This is a genomic window from Lujinxingia sediminis (assembly GCF_004005565.1).
Classification (GTDB): domain Bacteria; phylum Myxococcota_A; class Bradymonadia; order Bradymonadales; family Bradymonadaceae; genus Lujinxingia; species Lujinxingia sediminis.
The window spans coordinates 936,465-960,618 of record NZ_SADD01000001.1 but is presented as its reverse complement, the minus strand read 5'-3'; the positions used below and the strand labels follow the sequence as shown (position 1 = coordinate 960,618).

General features: G+C 63.6%; 19 protein-coding genes. 13 read left to right on the top strand and 6 right to left on the bottom strand.

Annotation, left to right across the window (positions count from 1 at the left end):
* Nucleotides 1–30: 30 nt before the first annotated feature.
* The 3 genes from EA187_RS03950 to asnS all read right to left on the bottom strand — a co-directional run bounded on the left by EA187_RS03950 (nucleotide 31) and on the right by asnS (nucleotide 4,840).
* Nucleotides 31–987, bottom strand: coding sequence for an RluA family pseudouridine synthase (locus EA187_RS03950; RefSeq protein ID WP_127779247.1), 957 nt, complete (start codon nucleotides 985–987; stop codon nucleotides 31–33).
* A 13-nt stretch (nucleotides 988–1,000) separates the two neighbouring features.
* A complete protein-coding gene (locus EA187_RS03945; protein ID WP_127779246.1) occupies nucleotides 1,001–3,304 on the bottom strand; it encodes a hypothetical protein in 2,304 nt (767 codons plus the stop codon).
* 141 nt (nucleotides 3,305–3,445) lie between these two features.
* The gene (asnS, locus tag EA187_RS03940) at nucleotides 3,446–4,840 is read right to left on the bottom strand and encodes an asparagine--tRNA ligase (protein WP_127779245.1); all 1,395 of its coding nucleotides are present in this window, start codon (nucleotides 4,838–4,840) and stop codon (nucleotides 3,446–3,448) included.
* A 243-nt stretch (nucleotides 4,841–5,083) separates the two neighbouring features.
* On the opposite strand from asnS, the gene EA187_RS03935 reads away from it, so the two are divergent.
* Together EA187_RS03935 and EA187_RS03930 are read left to right on the top strand one after the other, a co-directional pair.
* Nucleotides 5,084–6,064: a COX15/CtaA family protein gene (locus EA187_RS03935; protein ID WP_164855957.1), complete on the top strand. Its 981-nt coding sequence runs from the start codon at nucleotides 5,084–5,086 to the stop codon at nucleotides 6,062–6,064.
* A 310-nt stretch (nucleotides 6,065–6,374) separates the two neighbouring features.
* A complete protein-coding gene (locus EA187_RS03930; RefSeq protein ID WP_164855955.1) occupies nucleotides 6,375–8,018 on the top strand; it encodes a PAS domain-containing sensor histidine kinase in 1,644 nt (547 codons plus the stop codon).
* A 93-nt stretch (nucleotides 8,019–8,111) separates the two neighbouring features.
* Here the strand turns inward: EA187_RS03930 and EA187_RS03925 are convergent, their stop codons facing one another.
* A complete protein-coding gene (locus tag EA187_RS03925) occupies nucleotides 8,112–8,753 on the bottom strand; it encodes a peroxiredoxin (protein WP_127779242.1) in 642 nt (213 codons plus the stop codon).
* Nucleotides 8,754–8,959: 206 nt separating this feature from the next.
* Between EA187_RS03925 and dusA the strand changes: the two genes are divergently transcribed.
* A complete protein-coding gene (gene dusA, locus EA187_RS03920) occupies nucleotides 8,960–9,961 on the top strand; it encodes a tRNA dihydrouridine(20/20a) synthase DusA (protein WP_127779241.1) in 1,002 nt (333 codons plus the stop codon).
* A gap of 229 nt (nucleotides 9,962–10,190) precedes the next feature.
* Here dusA and EA187_RS03915 read toward each other — a convergent pair whose 3' ends face one another.
* Nucleotides 10,191–11,366 (bottom strand): acyl-CoA dehydrogenase family protein, encoded by a 1,176-nt coding sequence (locus EA187_RS03915; RefSeq protein ID WP_127779240.1) that lies wholly within the window; start codon nucleotides 11,364–11,366, stop codon nucleotides 10,191–10,193.
* A gap of 246 nt (nucleotides 11,367–11,612) precedes the next feature.
* On the opposite strand from EA187_RS03915, the gene EA187_RS03910 reads away from it, so the two are divergent.
* The 5 genes from EA187_RS03910 to EA187_RS03890 all read left to right on the top strand — a co-directional run bounded on the left by EA187_RS03910 (nucleotide 11,613) and on the right by EA187_RS03890 (nucleotide 18,183).
* On the top strand, nucleotides 11,613–13,370 hold the full coding sequence (locus EA187_RS03910) for a thiamine pyrophosphate-binding protein (protein WP_115602825.1): 1,758 nt from the start codon (nucleotides 11,613–11,615) through the stop codon (nucleotides 13,368–13,370).
* 186 nt (nucleotides 13,371–13,556) lie between these two features.
* Complete coding sequence (locus EA187_RS03905; RefSeq protein ID WP_115602826.1) at nucleotides 13,557–14,474, top strand: LysR family transcriptional regulator; 918 nt, start codon at nucleotides 13,557–13,559, stop codon at nucleotides 14,472–14,474.
* Nucleotides 14,475–14,596: 122 nt separating this feature from the next.
* Nucleotides 14,597–15,730 (top strand): ribosome small subunit-dependent GTPase A, encoded by a 1,134-nt coding sequence (rsgA, locus tag EA187_RS03900; RefSeq protein WP_115602827.1) that lies wholly within the window; start codon nucleotides 14,597–14,599, stop codon nucleotides 15,728–15,730.
* Nucleotides 15,731–15,752: 22 nt separating this feature from the next.
* Nucleotides 15,753–16,466: a DsbA family oxidoreductase gene (locus EA187_RS03895; RefSeq protein WP_164855954.1), complete on the top strand. Its 714-nt coding sequence runs from the start codon at nucleotides 15,753–15,755 to the stop codon at nucleotides 16,464–16,466.
* A gap of 151 nt (nucleotides 16,467–16,617) precedes the next feature.
* Nucleotides 16,618–18,183 (top strand): hypothetical protein, encoded by a 1,566-nt coding sequence (locus EA187_RS03890; RefSeq protein WP_127779239.1) that lies wholly within the window; start codon nucleotides 16,618–16,620, stop codon nucleotides 18,181–18,183.
* Here the strand turns inward: EA187_RS03890 and EA187_RS03885 are convergent, their stop codons facing one another.
* Nucleotides 18,184–19,065 (bottom strand): SRPBCC domain-containing protein, encoded by an 882-nt coding sequence (locus EA187_RS03885; protein WP_164855952.1) that lies wholly within the window; start codon nucleotides 19,063–19,065, stop codon nucleotides 18,184–18,186.
* Nucleotides 19,066–19,185: 120 nt separating this feature from the next.
* Between EA187_RS03885 and EA187_RS03880 the strand changes: the two genes are divergently transcribed.
* The 5 genes from EA187_RS03880 (at nucleotide 19,186) to EA187_RS03860 (ending at nucleotide 24,130) form a co-directional block, all read left to right on the top strand.
* Nucleotides 19,186–20,016 carry an EI24 domain-containing protein gene (locus EA187_RS03880; RefSeq protein WP_127779237.1) on the top strand — a complete coding sequence of 277 codons (831 nt, stop codon included), beginning with the start codon at nucleotides 19,186–19,188 and terminating at the stop codon, nucleotides 20,014–20,016.
* A gap of 81 nt (nucleotides 20,017–20,097) precedes the next feature.
* On the top strand, nucleotides 20,098–21,369 hold the full coding sequence (locus EA187_RS03875; RefSeq protein WP_115602831.1) for an aminoacetone oxidase family FAD-binding enzyme: 1,272 nt from the start codon (nucleotides 20,098–20,100) through the stop codon (nucleotides 21,367–21,369).
* 150 nt (nucleotides 21,370–21,519) lie between these two features.
* Nucleotides 21,520–22,314 (top strand): SRPBCC family protein, encoded by a 795-nt coding sequence (locus tag EA187_RS03870; RefSeq protein WP_127779236.1) that lies wholly within the window; start codon nucleotides 21,520–21,522, stop codon nucleotides 22,312–22,314.
* A gap of 59 nt (nucleotides 22,315–22,373) precedes the next feature.
* Nucleotides 22,374–23,543, top strand: coding sequence for a zinc-dependent alcohol dehydrogenase (locus EA187_RS03865; RefSeq protein WP_127779235.1), 1,170 nt, complete (start codon nucleotides 22,374–22,376; stop codon nucleotides 23,541–23,543).
* Between the two features lie 191 nt (nucleotides 23,544–23,734).
* The gene (locus tag EA187_RS03860; RefSeq protein WP_115602834.1) at nucleotides 23,735–24,130 is read left to right on the top strand and encodes a VOC family protein; all 396 of its coding nucleotides are present in this window, start codon (nucleotides 23,735–23,737) and stop codon (nucleotides 24,128–24,130) included.
* The last annotated feature ends 24 nt before the right edge of the window (nucleotides 24,131–24,154 follow it).

Here is a 24,154-nt window from a genome sequence, read left to right as displayed (position 1 = left end):
ACGCTCTCGCCAGGTGAGCGTCCCCGCTCGTTATCCTTCGTTGAATGCGTCACGCACTTCAAGGAAGTCCGCGGGCCACGGGCAGCTCACATCCACCGGATCGCCGGAGTGCGGGTGCGGCAACTCCAGACGCTCCGCATGCAGCATCACGCGCGTAAAGCGCTGTGAGCCCATACGCCGAACCCCGCCGTAATCCTTATCGCCTACAATCGGCAAACCTCCCTCGGCCAGGTGCGCGCGAATCTGATGCATCCGCCCGGTCAACGGACGAGCCTCAATCAGGTGCAACGAGCCCCAGCGCTCACGCACCACAAACGACGTCTCCGCCCAATCCCCCCCCGATCTCACCTCGCCCTGGCGTCGTTCTCCGACTCGGCCCAGGTGGTTTTTCACCTCCCAGCGCTCTCCGACCTCCCGCTCCAGCTCCGGACGCAACGCGCGCGCCACGGCCACGTAGGTCTTCTTCGCCAGATGCTCGCGAAACGCGCGCGCCATCCCCTTATTGGAGCGGCGCGCCGTGACCAGCGCCAGCACCCCGGAGGTGCCTACATCCAGCCGATGGTGAATCGCCACATAAGGCTTCTTCTTTCCCTTCGCCTCCAGATAGCGTTTGGCCACAGCCACCGCATGATCGCGGCTCCGATCGCGGGTGCCCTGGCTGGGCAGCCCGGCCGGTTTTGCAATCACCAGAAGATCGCCGTCTTCCAGAAGCACGGTGGAGCCGTCGAGCTCAAAACGCCCCTCCGACCCCTCATCGCTACTCCCCTGCCCTTCCACGTCCACCGCCAGGCGATCTCCCGGCGCGAGCGTGTAGGAGGCGATACCATGCGCCTGCCCGTTGAGCTTGACCTGCCCGCCGTCGAGCAATGCTTTGGTCTTCTTGCGCGAAAACCCACCGGGATGCTGCTCGCAAAGATGGCGAGTCAACGCCTTGTCGAGGCGCTCACCGGCATCGGCCTCCGAGATCGTAAACAGGTAATGCGCCATCGGCAGTCATCCTTCAGTTGGTCGAGATATGAAGCGTAGAGTCGCCCGGATCGCCACCGACCCAGACCCGGTAGAAGCCCGGCTGCAGCGCCCCTAACACGAGTGTCGCCGGCTGACCAGCCTCGCCATGCTCACACGCCAACTCATGGGCCGCATCGCAGGCACCACGCTCCAGCCACAGCGCCACGGCCTGCTGCGCATCCGCCGGGGTCAGCGTCAGAATCACGGTACTCGTCTCGCTCAGCTCAAATGCGTACGCCCGATCCGCAGCGAGCCCCCCGCTTACGCACCCCGGCATCGCGTCAGGCTGATACCCGCCAAGACCCACCGCATGGTCATGATCGAGCGACACGAGCTGCGCACCAAAACACCGCTCCCCTGGCTTCAAAAGCTCAAGCGACACTTCAACATCGCCCTCATCAACGCCCGGCGATCCACCGAGCTTGACCACCTGATTCCCCGCCTCCAGCGCGGCGATACCGTGGTGAGCATCCCCGCAACTTCCCGACACCTCACAGCTCGGTGCGTGCTCCACCACAAGATCCTCAAGGGATACTTCACCTGTGGCAACGATCGCCAGATCTCCCGCCTCAACCAGGTCGAGGGGTACCACCCGATCACGCACAACCTCTGCCCCACAGCTGATCACTCCCGAGAAGCCGTCTTCCTGGCGAAGGCTCACCTGCGCCGTATCACCGATGGCCAGAACCACCGGCTCACCAGGCACCTCACAACTCCCGCCTACAAGGGCCGGGGCGACACGAAGGTCCAACTCAATATCGGCCGGATCGTCGAGATCGCCGTCCACCCGCACATAATACGTTCCCGCAGCCAGCCCCGAACGCGCCACGCCCCCGACCGAGCAATCGCCCGGCGCATCGCAGCTGCTCGAGAGCGTCACGCTCAGAGGCGCACCCGACACACCGCGCGCCTCCACCCGCACATCGGAGGGCTCCGTCAGCACAAGCTCCCAGACCCGATCTCGCCCATTCATGCCGCACTCCGCAGCGGCACTATCCCTATAGCCCCGGAGCGATGCGGCGATCACGGCCTCGAAAACCCCATCCTCATCGCGTGCGCTGACATCCAGCACTTGAGGGCGCGCGCAACTCTGCCCCTCGAGCTCGGAGCTATGACGAAGCTCCAACCCGTAGCCGGGTATCGCCGAGTCCGGCAAATTCCCCAGCGAGAGCGTCTTCCTCCCGGCCTCAACTTCCTGGCGCAACAGATTCCGCCGGAGCTCACCCAGGATGATGTCACCACAGACTTCGCCTTCCGCCCGGGAGCACTCGCTTCGCTGGCGAGCGGCAAAGCCCTGCCCCTGGCCGCGCAGCAGGTCGATGCTCCAAACCCCGTCGGCCTCCACATCGATCCCAACTTCGGCGCGCGAGCTTGCATCATGCCCACATAAGGGCCCCCCGACCTCAAACTGTCCCCGTGCGCTGACGCCCAACCCGAGGACTTCCCCATCACCCAGCGAAACCTCCGGCAACGCCTCGCACGCCTCCAGGTCCTGGGGCTCCGGGCGAGCCTGGAAGCTGGCCCGAAGTCGATACGTCCCGCGATCTGCAGCCGGCGGAGTGGACACCCAGACATAATACGTCGCTGGCTCCGCGCTCAGGAGCACCGCAACGTTCTTCGACGGTTGAGCGCGATGCCGCAGACACGCCCCGGGCAACGCGGAGGCCCGCTGAGCGCAGACGTTTCGGACCGAGAGCGCCGGCACAAAGGTCCCCTCATCCGCTTCAACCTCAATGACCAGGTCCCCCGATGCATCCGTGGTGAGCGCGTACACATGCCCCACACTCGCGTTGGAATCGCAGCTGAGCGCTTCGCCCAACCCCGTGCCGGCAAAACTCCCCTCTACCTCGGCCTGGCCATCCACCCACACCAGCTCATCGGGATCGTCGCAGCGTTCCACGTCCCCGGGATCCCCTACGTCCCCCACCTCAACATCCGCCCCCACATCACCGGCATCAAGCTCGCAATCGGTGCATGATGGATACCGCCCGTCGATCTCAACCAGGATCTCAGCCGGAAACTCACCGCTCGCGTTGCATAAGAGCAGCTCTCCATCTCCGAGCCTGTTTGGAAACCCCTCCGGGCATGCAAACCCGGGCCCCACCGAGGTTCCCTGCCGCTCTCCGAAGATGCAAAGTGTCGCCGGCGCCCGTTCATAGAAATCGCCCCCGGCCGCCTCACAACGGGTCTCAAGCCCCCGCTTGCCCTCGTCCGAGTCGCCCGGCTCCGTCGGTGACAAAGAACATCCCACGGCCCACGCCACACCCACCACACACCAAGCCTGCCATCGTCCCACGTCTCGACTCCTCGGTTGCCTCGCACCTTGTCGCTATCCCTTTGTGGCTACCACTGCAGGCGCCCCGGATCAAAGATGGCGAGCCTCGCTACGCGAGCGCTCGCCATCTCCAAACCTCAGCTAAAAACCTGAAGTAACGCCTCAGAAATCGGCGCTACGCGGTGCCCGCGGGAAGGGAATCACCTCGCGGATATTCTCGACCCCGGTGGCGTAGGCGATCAAGCGCTCAAATCCCAGCCCGAAGCCCGCATGCGGCACCGTCCCGTAACGTCGCAGGTCGCGGTACCAGCTGTAGTTCTCTTTCGGGAGTCCCATCTCTTCAATGCGCGCGTCGAGCACATCCAGGCGCTCCTCCCGCTGACTCCCACCGATGATCTCGCCGATGCCCGGTGCCAGAACGTCCATCGCCGCCACCGTGCGCCCGTCATCATTCTGGCGCATATAAAACGCCTTGATGTCGCGCGGGTAGTTCATCACCACCACCGGTTTACCGACGTGTTTCTCGCTCAAGAAGCGCTCGTGCTCCGACTGCAGGTCGACGCCCCACGTGACCGGAAACTCGAACTTCTCCTTGTCGGCCGCCTTCTCCAGAATCGCGATCGCCTCGGTGTAATCCATGCGCTCAAAGTTTGAGTCCACCAGCGCTTCCATACGGTCTCGGACGCCTTTCTTCACAAACTGGTTGAAGAAATCCATATCCGCCGGCAGCGCATCCAGAAGATCCTTTAAGAGATACTTCAGGAAATCCTCGGCCAGGTCGGCGTCATCGTTGAGATCGGCAAACGCAATCTCGGGCTCGACCATCCAGAACTCCGCCAGATGGCGCGAGGTATTGGAGTTTTCCGCCCGAAAGGTCGGTCCAAAGGTGTACACCTTGCTCATCGCCAGACAGTACGCCTCGACGTTGAGCTGACCGGAGACCGTCAGATGCGCCTCCCGCCCGAAGAAGTCCTGGGAGAAGTCCACCTCGCCATTCTCCAGCCGCGGCGGGTTCGCCATATCCAGCGTGGAGACGCGGAACATCTCACCGGCCCCCTCCGCATCTGACGCGGTGATGATCGGGGTATGAATCCAGTAAAACCCCTGCTCATCGAAGTAGCGATGAGTGGCCATCGCCAGACGATGACGCACGCGCGTGATCGCCCCGATGAGATTCGTGCGAGGACGCAGGTGAGCGTTGGCCCGCAGATGCTCCATGCTGTGACGCTTCGGCGCCATCGGGTAGGTGTCCGGATCATCGACCCATCCCACCACCTTGATGCTGGTGGCCTGCACCTCGACCGGCTGCCCCTTCCCTTTCGACTCCACCAACTCTCCTCGCACCTCCACGGAGCAGCCCGCCGTCAGCTTGAGGATTTCATCGTTGTAATTGGCCAGATCTCGGGGAGCGACGACCTGAATCGCGTCGAAACACGAGCCATCATGCACATTGATGAATGAAAACCCGGCCTTGGAGTCACGTCGTGTGCGAACCCATCCCTCAACAAGCACCTCAGCGCCCGTGGGAGTCTGGCCTTCCAGCAATCCTTTGATCATCTCACGTACCTTTATCTTCGAAGTTAGTCCTCGCCCCGAGGCATCGCCCTGCTTACACCGTCGGCGGTGCTGCATGCGCTGCCCCGGGCTAGTTACCACCCCGCTCGCCACCCGGGCAAGGATAGCACCGGGGGATATGCGGCGATTCGCCCCACCTGCCGATGGATGACCACCGCGCCCCACAATGTTATGGGCACGTGGAGAATGCTCCGACCACCCCAAAGGCTCTCCCCGGAAATGACGATGTCCAGCCCCGCCCCCCGCACCAGCCGCGCATTTACCGCCTACGCCTGGATCTTTCTGGTCTACTTGCTCGCCGTCATTCTCTTTGGCGCCTGGGTACGCATCACCGGCTCAGGAGCTGGCTGCGGCTCGCACTGGCCCACCTGCCACGGCGAGATCATCCCGCCCTCTCCCAACGTCCAGACGATCATCGAGTATACCCACAGACTGACCAGCGGCTTTCTGGGCATCCTGGGCATCGTCTTGATGGGCTGGTCCTGGCGCATCTTTAAGAACCATCCGGTGTTCTGGGCCAGCGTCATTACCTTCATCTTCATCCTCTTTGAGGGGGCGATCGGTGCGGGCCTCGTGCTCGCTGAGCTCGTCGCTGACGATGACTCCGTGGCGCGCGCGGTGGTCATCGCCATTCACCTGGTCAACACCTTGATCTTGAGCGGAGCCACGGCCTTTACCGCCTGGCTTTCCGGTGGCCGAGAGCTCCCGAGGTTGCGTTGCGGCGGCGTCTTTCGAGCGCTGCTGCTGGTAGGGATGCTGGGGCTCATCGCCACCAGCATGTCCGGTGCGGTCACGGCGCTGGGCGACACCCTCTTCCCGGTCGACCCCACCGTGGGGGGCGGCCTGGTCGATCGCGTTCGCGGCGACCTCTCCGCAGCGAACCACTTCCTGGTGCGCCTGCGCATCTTTCATCCCGTCATCGCCGTGGGTACTGCCGCCTACCTCCTTGTCGTGGGTTGGATTGTGAAGGTGCGAGAGCCCTCGCCACAAGCCCTCACCTGGGCCAACGTGGTCATCGCGCTTCTGATCGGGCAGACGATGGTCGGCGTGTTCAACATCCTCCTCTCCGCCCCCGGCTGGGTGCAGCTACTGCACCTGCTGGTCGCCCAGATCCTCTGGATCGCCACCCTCTTTCTGGCCAGCACCCTGATGCAGCCCGGCACCTCAAGCCACCATCAAAGCGCCAACCTCTCTGCAGAGCCGTGACGCTCACCTGACATAGCGGCGTCTGGAATTGCGGTGCCCGGCCCTCAACGCTACTATTCGAGCGCGAAAGCCATCGCTCACACATCGCCATCTCTCGCTCCCGACGACTGCAGCTATGCCACTGCGTGACGCTCGCTCGACGCTCGAGCAGACCCTTCATCAGTGTTTTGGGCACTCTCCGGTTCCGACCTGCGTCTGCACGCGGTCGGCCCATATGGTGTACCAGAACCTGGCTGCGCAGCGGTCTGTCGTCACTTCACCAGGCAACGAGCAAGCCCCCCAACTCAGCGATCACCTGTGCCCGGAGTCGTTGAAGACGCTACGTGATGGTTTCCAGCAGCTCAGCTCGCAACACCCGGCGCAGAGCTTCGTCCTGAGGCCTTCCGAACCTGAGGGCGGGCCGCGAACCGTCCAGGCCTACATCTTTGGGGACCACGACCATATCGTGCTGACCTGGCCTGCATCCGCCGCACCAACGCTGAACCTGACCGAGACATCCGAGGCGAACGAACACTCCTACCGCACGATCGCCCAGGGCACCCACGACGCCATCTGGGAGTGGGACTGCGCCAGGGGAACGCTCACCTGGCACTCCGGTTTGCACGCAGTCTTCGGCTATGACGATTCGAACCTTGATTCCACCTATGACGCCTGGCTCAAGCACGTTCACCCCGACGACCATGATCGTGTCGTCACCTCCCTCGATCGCGCTCTCGCCCGGGGGGCACAGGCCTGGGTGGAGGAGTATCGTTTTCGACGCGCTGACGGGAGCTGGGCCCACGTCGTCGACCGAGGATTTGTCGTCGACTCCGACAGCCAGGGCCCCACACGACTTATCGGAGGCCTCAATGATGTGACGGCGGACCGACTGGCCAATGCTACAATCCGCCAACAAGCCCGACTCATTGAGCAGACTCACGACGCAATCTGGGTCATTGACTTCGAAAACACCGTCCGCTTCTGCAATCCGAGTGTCGAGCGCCTGTTCGGCACCGATCGCCGCCACCTCATCGGCGCACCGCTTTCCGTGCCCGACTATGAGGCCGCCGCACCTTCAATCGACATGATGCGGCGTCGAGGTCTATGGCAGGGCGTTGCCCATCACCGCACCACCGCCGGCGAGGAGGTGATCCTGGAGGAGCGTTGGTCGCTACTTGTGAATGAACACGACCACCCCCAGGCGATCCTCATTGTTGGAACCGATATCACCGAACGGCGAGCGTTGCTCTCGCAGTTTCTGCGCGCTCAACGCGTCGACAGCATGGGGAGCCTGGCTGCGGGGATGGTCCATGACCTCAACAACATGCTCGTGCCCATTCATTTTGGTGTGGAGTTTTTACGACTTCAGCTCGATCGCACCAACGCCGAGGTCAACGAGGTCCTGATCGAGATCGCCGAGAGCGTCCAGGGGGCCAGCGCGATGCTCCATCACGTCCTCAACTTCGCGCGCGGTGAAACTCAGCTCCCGGAGCCGCTCGACCTGCCACACATCATCAGCGAAGTCTTTCGTGTTGCCATGCACGGTCACGCGCACCGTATCAGCACACACCTGGACTACCGTGCCCGCCGCTGGCAAGCGCTGGGCAATCCCCCCCAGATCCATCAACTGCTACTCAACCTCTGCATCAACGCCCGCGACGCTATCGCCTCCAGCGGGCATGTCGAGGTGGCGGTTTCCGAGCTGACGCTCAGCGCCCGGGAGGCCGCCGTCCACCCGGACGCTCGTCCCGGCGATTATCTGCGGATTGATATTCGCGACAACGGCCAGGGCATGAGTGACGCGGTCCGAGCCCGGATCTTCGAGCCCTTCTACACGACCAAAGAGCCCAACCACGGCACCGGCATCGGCCTGCCCACCTCCATGGCGATTGTTCGTTCTCATGGAGGTTTCATGACCGTTAAAAGCGCCCCGGGAGAAGGAGCGATCTTTTCGATCTTCCTGCGTGCCGTCTGACAGCTCAACACGCGCCGCCGTTGTTCCGGCCGGCGCGCGCCGCACCCCGCCCTCACCTGACCCGCACACCCTTGCGTGAGCAGCCCCTGAGCATCAGCCCTTCTCAGGCTGCGGAGTCATTCGCAGGTACGGCTTGATCTCTTTATAACCGTCGGGGAAGAGCCGGGAGAGCTCCTCTTCATCTTTGAGCGAGGGCACAATAATCACGTCATCGCCCTGCTCCCAGTTCGCCGGCGTGGCCACCTTATGCTTGTCGGTAAGCTGCAGAGCATCGATCACGCGCAAGAGCTCTTTGAAGTTGCGACCGGTCGCCGCCGGATACGTCAGCGTCAGGCGGATTTTCTTGTCGGGATCGATGATAAAGACCGAACGCACAGTGGCCGTCGTATCAACCTTGGGGTGAATCATGCCGTAGGCGTCGGCCACCACCCGGTCCTCATCGGCCACAATCGGAAACTCCACGCTGGTATTTTGCGTTTCCTCAATATCCTTGACCCATCCGTGATGATCCTCGATTCCATCGATGGAAATCGCGATGGTCTTGACCCCGCGCTTGTCGAAGTCCTCCTTGTAGCGCGCCACCGTACCCAGCTCGGTGGTGCAGACCGGGGTATAATCGGCCGGGTGGCTGAAGAAGATCACCCAGGAGTCGCCCGCCCACTCATAGAAGTCGATGTCGCCAGCAGTGGTGGTGGCCTGGAAATTCGGTGCGGTATCGCCGAGTTGAAGCGTCATGATGTCCTCGTCTTACGAAGGGTTTGAGGGATAGGGTCGGATCTTTAAAAGATATCCTACCAAGCTGATAGGAAAACAAAGATTGACCATCGAACATCCGGGGTCAAGGAAGAGCAAGCTCATTCGGGCGAACACCTTGTGCAGCGAGCTTTTCATCTGCGCTCCCTTGCCTACAATGCGCCCGACGATCTTCGAGAGAGCACCCTATGAGTTTTAAACACCCCATCAGCATCGCCCCGATGATGAAGCGCACCGACCGGCACTTCCGCTTCTTCATGCGCCTGATATCCCGCCGCACCCTCCTCTACACCGAGATGGTGACGACCGGTGCGATCTTGCATGGTGATCGCGACCAGCACCTGCGCTTTGACGACAGCGAGCACCCCATCAGCCTGCAGCTCGGCGGCGACGATCCGAACGAGCTCGCGCAATGCGCCAGGATCGCCCGGGACTGGGGCTACGACGAGGTCAACCTCAACGTGGGCTGCCCCAGCGATCGGGTGCAAAACGGCAACTTCGGCGCCTGCCTGATGAAGACCCCCGAGACGGTTGCCCGCGCAGTCGAAGCGATGCGCGAGGCCGTGGATATCGAGGTCACCGTCAAACACCGCATCGGGGTCGATGAGCTCGACGACTACGCGCACATGCAGCGCTTTGTCGACACGGTGGCTGCCGCCGGTTGCACCCGCTTCTCGGTGCACGCTCGCAAGGCCTGGTTGCAGGGGCTTAGCCCCAAAGAGAACCGCAACGTCCCGCCCCTGCGCTACCCGGAGGTCTGGCGACTCAAAGAAGAACGCCCCGAGCTTACCATTGAAATCAACGGCGGGATCCTCACCATGGACCAGGCCGCAGAACACCTTGAGCACGTCGACGCGGTCATGATCGGGCGAGCAGCCTACGACAACCCCTATCAATTTTCTGACGTCGACCGGCGCTTCTATGGCGAGCAGTCCGCGCCGCGTACGCGCCACGAGGTGGCCCGGGCAATGTACCCCTATATCGAGCGCCACTTAAGCCAAGGCGGAAAGCTATCGCATATCAGCGGGCACCTGCTGCAACTCTTCGCCGGCCAGCCCGGCGCGCGCCGCTACCGCCGCCACCTCTCCGAGAACGCCTGGCGCGAGGGCGCGGGCGTTCACACCCTGGAGCAGGCGCTCAACCTGATGCAGGAAGACGCTCCAGCCACAAAAAAAGCCGCCACCCTTTAATACGCCGTCAGCAGCAGTGGACGTCGTTGGCTGCGAAGTTGAGAGCTGCTCGGGTAAGGAGCGAAACGCAGACGATGCTTTAGCCTTTTTCCAGGCATTGCAAGGCTTCCCGAGGTGTTCTCAACGCAGCAGATACGGCGCCAACGCTAGCTCACGGCGTCATAAGGGCGAGGGCCTCAGCGCGGTCGTCGCACGCCACACAACGAGCGACGACCTCACGCAACCTCCCTCAGAGCAGGCGTTCAACCTTGGAGAGGTCGCGGGTGATGTTTTTCTGGTGCGCCTCATTGGTGCCCCCGCCGATCTCCAGCAACTTCGCGTCGCGCCACAGACGCTCCACATCGTACTCGGCCACATACCCGTAGCCCCCGAGCACCTGAATGGCGCGATCGGCCACATTCTTGCCCATCGTCGAGCAGTAGAGCTTAACCCCGTCGGAGTCCGCGCGGCTGCCGAAGGCATCCAGACTCAGATCCCCGGCCACCTTATAAAGGTAGCTGCGTCCGGCCATGTACTCGGCATAACTCTCGGCGATATGACGCTGGATCTGCCCGAAACGGTTGATGGGCTCACCAAAGGCCTCGCGTTCGGCGCCGTAGCGATTCATGATCTCCACTGAACGACGAGCGATTCCCACGCTCATGGCTGCCAGCGTCACCCGCTCAATGGCCAGGTTGCGCATCATCGAGCGCACCGCACTCCCGGGCTTGCCCACGAGGTTGGCCGCAGGCACGCGCACATCTTCAAAGACGAGTTCGGCGGTGGTGGAGGCCCTCATCCCCAGCTTCCCGGTGATCTTCTGACCGAGGGAGAATCCCTCCATGCCCTTCTCGACCAGAAAGAGCGAGACTGCCCGATCGCCGCCCTCTTCGCGGGCGTACACCAGAAACACGTCGCCGAGCTCCCCTTCGGAGACGGCTCCGTTGGTGATCCACATCTTCTGCCCGTTGAGGATGTAGTCGTCACCATCGCGGCGCGCCACCGACCCCATGCCCAGCACGTCGGTGCCAGCGTTGGGCTCACTCATGCACATCCCGCCTATCAGCTCACCGCTGCAGGCTCCGGGAAGGTAGCGCGAGCGCTGGTCGTCGTTGCCGTTGACCGCCAGGTTGTTCACAAAAAGCATGGAGTGCGCCAGGTACGCCAGGCAAAACCCCGGATCGGCCGCGGCCAACTCTTCGTGCACGATGGCCGCTGCGGTGGCGTCCATTCCCGATCCCCCGAACTGCTCCGGCGCGGTCACACCCAGCAGGCCCAGCTCACCGAGCTTCTTGAAGAGCTCGATATTAAAGCGCTCTTCCCGGTCGTGATGCTCGGCCTGAGGCGCAACCTCGCGCTCGGCAAACGAACGCACCATCTCGCGCAGCACTTTATGTTCTTCAGTCGGGTTAAAAAGATCGCTCATAGACTCACTCTCTCCTCAATCGGCGCATGTACCGGCGAGGCTCGCCGGTGCCTTACACGTTTACAGACTCGCCAGTCACCATAAACCGATCCGCGCGGGGAACAAGCCTGCCCGGCAATTTCTTCGCGATTTCCCCCTTCGCATCGCCCCGTCGGCGGTGGTGGGCTGGACAAGCAGCAAAAAACCTGCTCAATACCACCTTCACTGGCTGGAACCTGCTTTGAATCTGTTGCCTTGAGGAGTGTTATGTCGCACGCGCACGGTGGTGAAGTGATCGCTCAGCGCCTCTCACGTCGAGGGGTCTCCCACCTGTTTACCCTCTGCGGAGGTCATATCTCGCCCATCTTCACCGGCGCGAAGTCCGAGGGCATCGAGGTGGTCGATGTCCGCGATGAGGTCTCCGCGGTGTTTGCCGCCGATGCCATGGCTCGCATGACCGGCGTACCCGGCGTGGCCGCGGTCACCGCCGGGCCGGGGGTGACCAATACGGTCACCGCGGTCAAAAACGCGCAGATGGCGCAATCCCCGGTGCTGATCATCGGCGGAGCTCCGGCCACCGTGCTCAAAGGGCGCGGCGCGCTTCAGGACATCGACCAGATCAGCCTGATGCGGCCGATCACCAAGTGGGCAGCGTCACTCTCGATGGTCAGCGAGCTTGCACCGGCGATCGATTACGCCCTTGAAGTTGCCACCAGCGGCACCCCCGGCCCGGTCTTTCTGGAGATCCCCGTCGATCTGCTCTACCCGCAGGCTATTGTCGAAGAGTGGTTCATCAAGGAGAGCGGCCTCGACAAAATGAGCGGCGTCAGCGCCAAAGCGCTTGAGCTTTACCTGCGTGCCCATCTTCTGCGGCAGTTCAGCGCGCCTTATAACCCGCTGAAATTTACCGACACCTCCTTGCCCCTTCCCGACTTCACTGACCCTGAAAAGCAGATCGACCAGGTCGCCGACGCGCTTGCCCGCGCCGAGCGCCCGGTGCTTGTCATCGGCTCCCAGGCGCTGGTGAACTACTCTCCGGGTGAGGCGGCAAGCCTGGCCACGGCGGTGGAGAAGTTGGGTATTCCGACCTTTCTGGGCGGCGGCGCGCGCGGGCTGCTGGGCGCGGAGAGCGATCTTCAGTTCCGTCACAAGCGCTCCAAAGCGCTGCGCGCGGCTGACCTTGCGATCATCGCCGGCTTCCCCTTCGACTTCCGTATGGGCTACGGGCGCACCTTCGGCTCGAAGACCCGCGTGGTCTCGGCGAACCTATCCCAGGAGGATCTGCGCAAGAACCGTCGCCCGGAGATCGGTCTCAACATCCACCCGGGCGACTTCCTGCGCGAGCTCTCTTACCGCATGGGTCCGGCTGCCTCGCGACCGACCTGGTTTGGCGACCTGCAGCAGCGCGAAGACGCCCGCGACGCTGAAATCGATGCGATGAGCGAGGACGATGCTGGCGGGCTGGTCAACCCGATCGATTTCTTCAAGCGCCTCGATACGAAGCTCGACGACAACAGCGTGCTGGTGGTCGACGGCGGCGACTTCGTGGCCACCGGCGCCTACGTACTGCGCCCCCGCAGCCCGATGGCCTGGCTTGACCCGGGCGTCTTCGGCACCCTGGGCGTCGGCGGCGGCTTTGCCCTGGGCGCTGGCCTGGCCCGAAAAGACGCCGAAGTCTGGCTGATCTGGGGCGACGGCTCCTCGGCCTACAGCCTGGCGGAGTTTGATACCTGCGTACGCCACGGATTGGCCCCCATCGCCGTGATCGGAAACGACGGCGCCTGGGCCCAGATCGCCCGCGAACAGGTCGAGATCCTGGGCGACGATGTGGCCACGGTGCTCACCCGCAACGACTACCATACCGTCGCCAAAGGCTACGGTGCAGAGGGCATCCTGGTGAAACGCAAGAGCGACATCAACCGCGCCATCGACAAGGCCAAAAAGCTCTCGAAAGAGGGTCGTCCCGTGGTCATTAACCTGCACATCGAGCAGACCGACTTCCGCAAGGGCTCGATCTCGATGTGAGTTGACAGGATGATCTGAACGATTGAAAAAACCGCCGCGCCCCGCCCGGCGGTTTTTTCATGCCCCCTCTCTCGGTCGTACGCCCGACCTCCCCGGAGTTGACGCGCCCCCCACCTTTTCTGCAAGTTACCCGCACCTTAGCTCCCCTGCCCCCCTTTTGCCCCACGTCACCAGACGGAGCGCGCGATGAACCTCACCGATCTGCAGACCTTTGTCGTCGTCGCCGAGACCGAGACGATGAGCGCGGCGGCCGACGAACTCGGCGTACCCCGCTCCACGATCAGCCGCCGCGTCGCTCGCCTGGAGGAGGCCCTGGGGGTGACGCTTGTGCACCGCTCCAACCAGGGCAACACACTCAGCGCCGATGGCCGCCACCTTTACGCCCGCAGCGCGCCGGCGATCCGCGAGCTCTCCCAGGTGGAGCGCGCTCTGGCCGACACGGCCCTCAAACCCACCGGCATCTTGCGCATGACCGCACCGCATGACTTCGGGGCGATGGCTGGCTTCGCCGAATTGATGACGCGCTTTGAAGCGAACTTCCCCGACATCGAACTTCGCATCGAGCTGACCAACCGCGTCGTCGACCTGGTGGAAGAGGGCTTTGACGCCGCCATCCGCGCTCACGGCCCGAACCTTCCCGACGACACCGGCCTGATGATCCGCCCGCTCACCCGGGTGGAGCGCGGCCTCTACGCAAGCCCGGCCTACCTCAACGTGCACGGCACCCCGGCGCGCGTTGACGATCTTCAAACCCACCGCGTCGTGGCACACCAGACGATGCTACGGGAGCGACACAGCGTCTTCGACCCGCACATCCCCCAGCCCATCATGCGCGTCAACGACTTTGGGCTGGTCGTTCAGCTCTTGATCGCAGGCGCAGGCATCGGGGAAGTTCCCACCTTCTTTGCTCGCGACCATGTGCGCGCCGGACTGCTCACCCGCGTCCTGCCCGAGATCGGCAGCGCCACCGGCCGTTTTTCGCTCTTCTGGCCGGCGAGCCGACATCTGGCGCAGCGCATCCGGGCGTTGATCGACTTTTTGAGTCGAGAGGAGCACGTTCAGCTGCTCTTCGCCGAAGATGACGGCGACGTCGCATCACCCTGAAGCGCAAACTTCCGCATCATCTCAGGCTTCGGGCATAGAACATCTACCCCGGCCGTTAATCGCGCGAGAAGTGCGCCCTGAGCGCCTGCTCGCGCCCTGACCATGCACCATCCCAGGCATCTATGACCGAACACGACCCCACAGCCAACTCGGCGCTGCGAGTAACCTCGGAGCAACGTCAAGGGCTTCTTGAGCTAGGCTGGAACGACGCGCTGGAAGCCGACTTCTTGCGCCTCGCCAGCCCTGACACCCGTCCGGCCCGCGTAGCCTCGGTGGAGCGCGGCGGTTTTTTTGTGGTGGAAAACGCCGCGGCCATCGACGCCCCCACCCTCGCGAGGCTTGAAGGCACCGAGCTTGACTCCACCGCCCAACCCGCGGTCGGCGACTGGGTTGCGCTGGTGGTCCGCGAGGGCACCCCGGGCATCACCGAGGTGCTGCCCCGTAAGAGCGCCCTTCTACGGCGCGCCTCAGGCCGTCAGGGCCGCGCTCAGGTCGTGGTGTGCAACCTGGACTACCTCTTCATCGTCACCGCCATCGGCTACGATCTCAACCTGGGCCGTCTGGAGCGCTACCTCATCGGCAGCCTCGCCGCTGGCATTGCGCCGGTGATCGTCATCAACAAGACCGACCGCGAGCACGAGCGCAATGCGATCGACGCGCTCATCGAAGAGCTCGGCGTTGATGTTCCCGTCCTCTTCACCTGCGCGCTTGAGCCGGGCGGCATCGACGCACTTTCACCCTATCTGACTTCGGGAACATCCGTGGCGCTCGTCGGCTCCTCGGGAGTGGGCAAATCCACCATCGCCAACAGCATCCTTCAAACCGACCGGCTGGCCACCGGCGATGTGCGCCACACCGACGACCGCGGCCGTCACACCACGACGCGACGCGAGCTCTGGCGAGCGCCGGGTGGTGCCCTCATCATCGACACCCCCGGCATGCGTGAGTTTGGCCTGTGGGACGCGCGCGAAGGGGTCGCAAGGCTCTTCCCCGAGATCCACGCCGCCTCCGAATCCTGTCACTTCCGAGACTGCACCCACGTCGATGAGCCCGGCTGCGGCCTGCTCGCAGCGCTCGCCGACGGGACCATCGACGACGATCGCTACGCCCGCTACCTGCGCGCCCTCGAAGAACTCGCCGAAACCGAAGCCCTGGCCGCCGAGAGCACCGAGCGCCTCAACGCCCGGCGAGAGCGCGGCAAACAAAACAAACTTCGCACCCGCAAAGGCTCCCGCCGCAAACACTGGGATCGCTAAGCCCCACACCCCCGAGAATCCTATGCTGATCGAAATCTGGTCCGACGTCGTCTGCCCCTGGTGCTACATCGGAAAGCGCCGCTTCGAGAGCGCGCTCAGCGACTTCCGCATCGCCCACCCCGAGGTTGAGGTGGAGATCGCCTGGCGCAGCTTTGAGCTCGACCCCAACGCCCCGCCACAGCGTACCGAACCCATGGCCGAACATCTCGCCAAAAAGTACGGCATGAGCGTCGCGCGCGCCCGCGAGATTCAAACCCAGGTCAGCGACGCCGCCCGCGACGAAGGCCTCACGTTTCACTTAGACACCGCCAAAAGCGGCAACACCTTCAACGCTCACCGCCTCATTCACGCCGCGCAGAAAGCCGGCCTTGGCGACGTGATGAAGGAGCGCCTGCTCAAAGCCTACTTCACCGAAGGCAAAGCCATCGGCGATCCGCAGGAGATCCTTGCCCTGGCCGAAGAAGTCGGCCTGGAACGCGGGGAAGCAGAACGCGCGCTCAACGACGACGCCACCTCCCGCGCGGTCCGCGAAGACCAGGCCCTCGCTGGCGAACTCGGCATCCGCGGCGTTCCATTCTTTGTGATCGATCGCCGACTCGGTATCAGCGGCGCCCAGCCGCCGGCCACCTTCCTGCAGGTTCTGGAAGACGCGCTGCATCACCACCCGGGCGACACCCCGGCGACCACCGAAGACGACGCCACCTGCACCGATGAGGGATGCGCCGTCGAGAGCTGAACGGTCTGGAGTACCTGGCGAGAATCCTCCCGCTCTCACTGACATAGCGAGTTTCGTTGGCATGGGCCGCATCTCGCGCTAGCCTTGACGTACCAAATCTTCCCGTTGTGTACCTGCTATGCCACGCGTGCCAACTGCCTCGGAGCTCGCTGTGTCGAATCTCGCCACCCAAAGTCGCCCTTTCACCCGCGTTCTGCGCGCCCTGAGCCTGCTCACACTCCTTGGCCTTTCGGCCTGCTCCTTTGAGCCTGCAAGTTTCGCTGAGATCCGATGCGAAAACGAAGGGGAAGAGCGCGATGGCGCAACCTGCCAGAACGGCTTCTGGGTCGCTGTCGATGACCTCGACATCGGCACCCCGGACGCCGACACCGATCTTCCCGATGCGGACACCGATCTTCCCGATGCGGACACCGATCTCCCGGACACAGATACCGATCTCCCGGACACCGACGCAGGCTGCGAACCTCCCACAGATCAGGAGCTCTGCGACGAGGGCGCGATCGGCTGTGGCCCCTTCGAGGTGGTCGATGATTGCGGCACGGCGCGCACCCTGAACTGCGGCACCTGCGAAGACAACGAGCTCTGCGAGAGCGGCGTCTGCGTCTGCCAGCCCGAAGATAACGTCGCCTTCTGCGCTCGCCTGGCGACCGACTGCGGTGTCGTTATCGCCCCGGATAACTGCGGCGAGGAGCGCACCGTCACCTGCGGCACCTGCCCGGACGGCGACATCTGCGGCGCAGACAACCGCTGCACCTGCCCCGGTGAATCGATCACTGAGCTCTGCGAGCAAAACAATGTGGAATGCGACACGCGCAGCGTGGTCGACGGCTGCGGTCAGACCCGCGAGATCAACTGCGGCAGCTGCCAGGGAACCGGGGAGAGCTGCACCCTGGACAACCGCTGCGTCTGCACGGCCCTCTCCGATGAGGAGCTCTGCGACGACTATTCCGCCCAATGCGGTGCCCTCACCGTGACCGACAACTGCGGTGACGAGCGCGTTCTGAATTGCGGCACGTGCACCGGTACCGGGGAGTCCTGCACTGACGATAACCAGTGTTTCTGCCCGGCTCAGTCCCAGGAGTCCTTCTGCGCAGACAACGACGCGCAGTGCGGCAATGTGACCGCCGACAACAACTGCGGTGACGAGCGCACCATCAACTGCGGCCTCTGCACCGGCACTGGCGAGAATTGCTCGCTGGACAATCAATGCGTCTGCAACCCCATCCTCGACGAGACCTACTGCGCCGACAAGGGAGCCGCATGCGGCACCCTGGAGCTGCCTTCCGATAACTGCGGCCAACCTCGCACTCTTGATTGCGGCACATGCCCCGGCAACGACAGCTGCAACGATCAGAACCAGTGCGAGGCCTGCCAGCCCCAGACTGACGAGGATATCTGCGACGACCAGGGAGCTGCATGCGGCATGATCCTCGATCATGTCGACAACTGCGGTGCGACTCGCGATGTCGACTGCGGCGGCAGCAATGCCTGCAACGGGCAGAACGTCTGCGCCTCCGATCTGACCTGCTGTAGTCCCGCCAGCAACAACGATTTGTGCGACCACTACAACTACCGCTGTGGCGAGCACACCGTGACCGACAACTGCGGCGCCGAGCGCACCATCAGCTGCGGCGGTTGCCCAACCTTGCGCACCTGCTCCGGCGATGGCGATGGGTTCTGCTGCCGCGGAGACGTTACCAATCTCTGCTACAACTAGTTAACTATGGCCGGCCGAGCCTCCCAGGTGACGCTCCAACGCGGTCATCACCTTCGGCCAGGCCCGCTGAAAGTAGGCAAAGGTCGCGTCCCACTCCGCCGCGTCGGGCTCTCCCGACGCGGCGGCTTTTTGCGCCTCATCGCCATCCAGGCTCGGCCAACCGGTGTGGGTAAGGCGCAGGCGAGAGACCGACTGTACGCTGTCGATATCCGAGAGCTCCACCACCACACGGGTCTGCCAGAGACGCGTGGGATGATCGGGCGGCGCATTCCAGCTAAAACTGAGCATGCGCTCCTCCAGATAACTGAGCACCCGGCAGCCCTCGCTGCCCCGAAACCCGGAGGGCTCAGCCAGCATGTAGATCTCAAAGGGCCCGCCCACCCTGAGCTCCACGTACGCATCACGTCCAAACCAACTCCCAAGCTCATCCTGGTGTGTCCAGGCCTGCCAGACGCGTGTGCGCGGCGCCGAGATGATGCGCTCCACCTCGATGGCTCGCGTCGACTCACCGGCTGCCGCTATCCTCACAGGCCCCGGCACGCCCATCCCCTCAACAAGCTCCAGACGATTGCCGAAAGGATCGCAGACAAGGGCACCCCACACGCCATCCTCACCCATGCAGGGTTTCTCAACGGCCTCGGCCCCGAGCTCCAGCAGGCGCTCCCAGGTGCCCTCAACATCCTCGACCTGCCACCGGGCAGAACAGCCCGATAGGGCTTTGCCAGCGCGATCTTCGACGAGAACCAGCCAACCCGCCCCCACCTCAAATCGCACCTCGGAGGCGCCCTCCACCGCAGGTGAGCGCTGGAGCCATTCCTGATACCATCGCCGCGCTTCGTTGAGATCACGTACCGCGTAGGTTGTGCCTTGCAGGTGAATCATGGTCGCCCTCACGAGTTGTCCGGGGGTCATTGAGACACGTGCCCGCCTTTGTTGAACGTGTGCACATACCGGCCAGCCCCCTACACGCCCACGCACCCTCCCCCCCTCGCGAGACCTGCCATGCAACCTGCCACCGCCCCCCTCGCCGAACCGACAGTCCTCGATGACCTTCGTGCACTTCGCGGCCAATCGGGCGTGCGCCGCTTCATCGGTGGTATCAAGCTCCCGCTCAAAGCGATGCGTTTTATCGCCGCTCACTCGATGATGTGGCCCTGGATGATCATCCCGGCGCTAATCAACATCGTGCTCTTTGCCATCACTGCGGTCGCCCTGGTGATGAACGCCCCGGATCTCCTGGGCTGGCTGTGGGCCCGGCCCGAGGCAACCTGGCTGCAGATCGTCTGGTACGCGGTACTCGGCGTGGTGCTGCTGGCCTCGGTGGTGCTCTCCTACGTTGCGGTGCTGATGGTCGCGGGCGTCGTCGCCAGCCCCTTTAACGATCAGCTCTCCGTGATCACCGAACGGGAGCTTTGCGGCAGAGTTGCCAACGCCCGCGATGGGGAGTCGATGGCAACGGGCATCCTGCGCTCGATCGCCATCAGCCTGCTCACCCTCACAGCCTACCTGGCCTGCATCTTCCCGCTGCTCTTTCTGCATCTGATTCCGGGGCTGGGGAGCCTGCTGAACACGGTGCTGGGGACCATGATCAGCGCGGTCTTTTTGGCCTTTGAATACAGCGATGCCGCCCTCGATCGCGAGGGCTATTCGCTCAAAGAAAAAATCACCCGGGTGCGCGCGCAGCTCGACCTGGCCGGCGGCTTTGGCCTGGGGAGCACGCTCTTGATGCTCATTCCGGTGGTCAACCTTTTGGTGATGCCAGTGGCTGTGGTAGGGGGCACGATGCTGGGCATTGAGCTTCGCGAGGAACGCCCCACGACGCCGCCCACCTGATCCCATCGCTTCCCCCTCCCCACTGCCATACGACGGTGCGCACACAGGGTTTGCCTGCGTGTGCGCCGATGAGTCGTGACCATGACCCAACACTACGATCTGATCGTCATCGGCGGCGGCGCAGCCGGCTTCTACGCCGCCATCACCTGCGCTGAGCAGAGCGCCCTTTATGGGGCGACACCCCGGGTGCTGATCCTGGAGAAGTCCTCGCGGGTGCTCGACAAAGTGCGCATCTCCGGGGGGGGGCGCTGCAACGTGACCCACCATTGTTTCGAGCCCAGGCGCATGGCGACGAACTACCCCCGGGGCAACAAAGCGCTTATCGGCCCGCTGCACCGCTTCGGCGTCGCGGAGACGGTGGCCTGGTTCGCCGAGCACGGCCTTGAGCTTAAGACCGAGGCCGACGGCCGCATGTTCCCGACCACCGACAGCTCCCAGTCGGTGATCGATGTCCTGCGAGGCACCGCCGACGCCGCCGGCATAAAAGTGCGCACCCGCGCGGCTGTGCGCTCCCTCGCAGCCCTCAACACGAGCGAAACCACGACACCGCGCTTCGAGGTCACTCTGAAAGGCGGCGAGTCGCTCTACGCGCATTTCGTGGTGCTGGCGACCGGCGGGGCCCGCGCCGGCGCAGGCTCCGAGCTCGCAAGACAACTCGGCCACAGGCTCATCGAGCCCGTCCCTTCCCTCTTCACCTTTCACGTCGACGACTGGCGTATCCGCGATCTTCAGGGGCTCGCCGTCGACCCGGTGAGTGTGCGCATCGACGACGCTGACCTTGAGAACGAGGGGCCACTGCTGATCACCCATCGTGGATTTAGTGCTCCTGCCATTCTCAAACTCTCGGCCTGGGGAGCACGCAAACTGCACGCCCTCGACTACACCTTCACGCTCAGCGTCGACTGGCTCCACGGCGCCGATCCCACCGCCACCTTCGCCGCATTACGCGCCACGGCGGGCACCCGTCATGTCCATACCCGCTCGCCATTTGACGCCATTCCCAAACGCCTCTGGCAACGCCTGGTGGCCGCCGCTCGCATCGACGAAGAGCAAACCTGGGCCACGTTGCAGGCCGGCCCCCGCGACGCCCTCATCGCACAGCTGACCAACGCGACGTTCAACGTCACCGGCAAGAGCACCCACAAAGACGAGTTTGTCACCGCCGGCGGCGTCCCAACCGATGATCTGGATATGCGCACCATGGAGAGTCGCATCTGCGAAGGCGCCTATATCACCGGTGAACTTCTGGATATCGATGGGGTCACCGGCGGATTCAACTTCCAGAACGCCTGGACCACGGGTCACCTGGCCGGCACAGCCATCGCCCACAGCCTTTTGGAACACGCCGGCTAGCGAGCCCAACCGGGAGCGCTGAGCGCCCCCGATCAAAGTACTTGGGGATGCACGCTTTGCTTCTAACTTTCATAGGACCACCCGACACCTGGTCGGCCGGCCGCCTCCGAGCACCGGCCACTTGCGGACTTCGGATCCGGGGAGATTCCTATGGTGCAAACATCGACCCAACACGCCCAACACACCCCGATGTTCGAGGAGGAGGAGCGCGCTCTTGAGCGCACCGCCGCCCCCGACACCGAGCCCGGACTTCAGGAGCTGGGATGGCCGTCGATTGGCCTGGGTACAGCTCTGGCGACCTGGGCCTTTGCCCGCCAGCACGGCATCAAACAGATCCTGGTTGCCGCGGCAGGCGCTGGCCTGATTTACAACGGCCTTAAGCCCGGCTTCGACAAAGGCTTTAAACGCCTCATCGCCAACACAGCGGCCACGGAGCCGGTCGAAATCGACATCGCCACCTCCATCGCTCAACCTCCCTCCCGGCTCTACCAGATGTGGCGCGACCCCGAGCAGATCCCGCGCTTTTTCCGCCACATCAAGCGCGTCGAGCACCTCGGCGAACGCCTCACCCGCTGGGTGGCCGAGATCCCCGGCGATATGGAGCTGTGCTGGAACGCCGAGATCACCGAAGACAAAAAAAACGAGCTCATCGCCTGGCGCTCCCTCGAAGGCTCCGAACTTGTGAGCTCCGGCGTGGTCAGCTTCTATCCACTTGATGATGAACAAACCCGCGTCCACCTGTGCCTGCGCTACCAGCCCCCGGGCGGCGAGTTCGGCGCGGCGATCGAGCGCTTTTTTAAGGCCATCCCCGAGCAAATCCTGCGCGAGGAACTGCGTGCCTTCAAGCAGCTTGCCGAAGCCGGAGAAGTCGCCACGGTGCGCGGCCAACCCTACGGCGGCACCCAAAACCGCGAGCAGGGGTTGAGCATGCTCACCAACCGCTGAAGCGGCTCAACCAACGCCTCACATCCCGCCCCCTCTTACGCCTGACCCACGGAGCCCCTATGCGCGCGCTTTGCTGGTTTGGAAAAGAAGACGTCCGTCTGCAAGATGTCCCCGATCCCACGATCATCAACCCTCACGACGCCATCATTGAGGTCAGCCTCACTGCCATCTGCGGCTCCGATCTCCACCTCTACGACGGCAACATCCCCACCATGGAATCCGGCGACATCCTGGGCCACGAGTTCATGGGTACCGTCGTCGAGGTCGGTCCCGAGGTGCACCAACTCAAGGTAGGCGACCGCGTCGTGGTTCCCTTCCCCATCGCCTGTGGCCATTGCCACCACTGCCATAGCGACGAGTTTGCGCTCTGCGATAACTCCAACCCAAACGCCTGGATGGCCGAGCGTGCCTTCGGCCACTCGCCGGCCGGCATCTTTGGCTACTCCCATCTCTACGGGGGCTACGCCGGAGGCCAGGCCGAGTATGTGCGTGTGCCCTTCGCCGATATCGGTCCCATCAAAGTCCCCGACACCTTGAGTGACGAAGACGTTCTCTTCCTCTCCGACATCTTTCCCACCGGCTACCAGGCTGCCGATGTGGCCAACATCACCCCCGGCAGCACTGTCGCCGTGTGGGGGTGCGGCCCGATCGGCCTCTTCGCCATCAAGAGCGCCTACATGCTCGGCGCCGAGAAGGTCATCGCCATCGACCACGTGCCCGAGCGTCTGGCCATGGCCCACCACCAGGCCGGCGCCGAAGTCCTTAACTTCACCGACGACCCTGTCTTGGAAGCCATCAAAGAGATGACCGACGGCCGTGGCCCCCAGACCTGCGTCGAAGCCGTCGGCATGGAGGCCCACGGAAGCGGCCTGATGGACTATCACGACAAAGCCCGACAAACCCTGGGCCTGGAGTCCGGCCGCCCCCACGCGCTCCGAGAGGCCATCATGGCCTGTGCCAAAGGCGGCACCCTGGTCATCCCCGGCGTCTTCGGCGGCATCATCGACAAGCTCCCCATCGGTGCGGCCTTCAGCAAGGGCCTGACCTTTAAAATGGGCCAGACCCACGTCCACCGCTACCTCAAACCCCTGCTCGCCAGGATCGAGAAAAACGAGATCGATCCCTCCTTCCTCATCACCCACCGCCTCTCCCTCGAAGACGGCCCGGAGGCTTACCGCATCTTCCGCGACAAAGAGGATGACTGCATCAAAGTCGTACTGCGCCCCTGATCCGATGCCGAGCTCTCGTTGAGCAACCCCGGGGGGCCGGGTCAACCACCGGAGTGATCACATCTCACCCGGGGCGACTCGACCCGCGGGGCCTGCGCGTATAGTCTCGGCGCAAACCTTTCGCCGGGCGCCCCACCCCAATCATTCGGCGCGTCGCCCTCCCTTTCGACGAAGCTATGAGGAGTATTCCGATGTCGACCACCCTGACCCCCTCCCTGATGTTCATCGGCAAGGCCTCGGAGGCCATCGATCGCTACACCTCGATCTTCGATGACGCCGAGCTTGTGCGCATCACACGCTACGACGCCTCCAACCCCGAGATGGAAGGCCAGATCATGCAGGCTGAGCTTCGCCTGCAAAATCAGTCCCTGCTCCTCACCGATAGCCCGGACATGCACAGCTTCACGTTCACCCCCTCGGTCTCCTTCTTTGTGCGCTGCGAGAGCGTCGAGGAGGTCGACCGCATCTTTGCCGCACTGAGCGAAGACGGCACCGTCATGATGCCCCTGGATGCCTACCCCTTCAATGCGCGCTTCGGCTGGTGCAACGACCGCTTCGGCGTCTCCTGGCAGGTCGGCCTGAACTGATACTTCCTACCCTGATTGGAGTTG

What these genes read in the sequence shown, in the direction of transcription:
- EA187_RS03875 (WP_115602831.1), top strand. Translation starts at nt 20,098, where the DNA reads ATGACCCAACACTACGATCTGATCGTCATCGGCGGCGGCGCAGCCGGC.
- EA187_RS03885 (WP_164855952.1), bottom strand. Translation starts at nt 19,065, where the DNA reads ATGATTCACCTGCAAGGCACAACCTACGCGGTACGTGATCTCAACGAA.
- EA187_RS03880 (WP_127779237.1), top strand. Translation starts at nt 19,186, where the DNA reads ATGCAACCTGCCACCGCCCCCCTCGCCGAACCGACAGTCCTCGATGAC.
- EA187_RS03925 (WP_127779242.1), bottom strand. Translation starts at nt 8,753, where the DNA reads ATGACGCTTCAACTCGGCGATACCGCACCGAATTTCCAGGCCACCACC.
- EA187_RS03915 (WP_127779240.1), bottom strand. Translation starts at nt 11,366, where the DNA reads ATGAGCGATCTTTTTAACCCGACTGAAGAACATAAAGTGCTGCGCGAG.
- EA187_RS03935 (WP_164855957.1), top strand. Translation starts at nt 5,084, where the DNA reads ATGTCCAGCCCCGCCCCCCGCACCAGCCGCGCATTTACCGCCTACGCC.
- rsgA (WP_115602827.1), top strand. Translation starts at nt 14,597, where the DNA reads ATGACCGAACACGACCCCACAGCCAACTCGGCGCTGCGAGTAACCTCG.
- EA187_RS03910 (WP_115602825.1), top strand. Translation starts at nt 11,613, where the DNA reads ATGTCGCACGCGCACGGTGGTGAAGTGATCGCTCAGCGCCTCTCACGT.
- EA187_RS03865 (WP_127779235.1), top strand. Translation starts at nt 22,374, where the DNA reads ATGCGCGCGCTTTGCTGGTTTGGAAAAGAAGACGTCCGTCTGCAAGAT.
- EA187_RS03895 (WP_164855954.1), top strand. Translation starts at nt 15,753, where the DNA reads ATGCTGATCGAAATCTGGTCCGACGTCGTCTGCCCCTGGTGCTACATC.
- EA187_RS03950 (WP_127779247.1), bottom strand. Translation starts at nt 987, where the DNA reads ATGGCGCATTACCTGTTTACGATCTCGGAGGCCGATGCCGGTGAGCGC.
- EA187_RS03860 (WP_115602834.1), top strand. Translation starts at nt 23,735, where the DNA reads ATGTCGACCACCCTGACCCCCTCCCTGATGTTCATCGGCAAGGCCTCG.
- asnS (WP_127779245.1), bottom strand. Translation starts at nt 4,840, where the DNA reads ATGATCAAAGGATTGCTGGAAGGCCAGACTCCCACGGGCGCTGAGGTG.
- dusA (WP_127779241.1), top strand. Translation starts at nt 8,960, where the DNA reads ATGAGTTTTAAACACCCCATCAGCATCGCCCCGATGATGAAGCGCACC.
- EA187_RS03870 (WP_127779236.1), top strand. Translation starts at nt 21,520, where the DNA reads ATGGTGCAAACATCGACCCAACACGCCCAACACACCCCGATGTTCGAG.
- EA187_RS03905 (WP_115602826.1), top strand. Translation starts at nt 13,557, where the DNA reads ATGAACCTCACCGATCTGCAGACCTTTGTCGTCGTCGCCGAGACCGAG.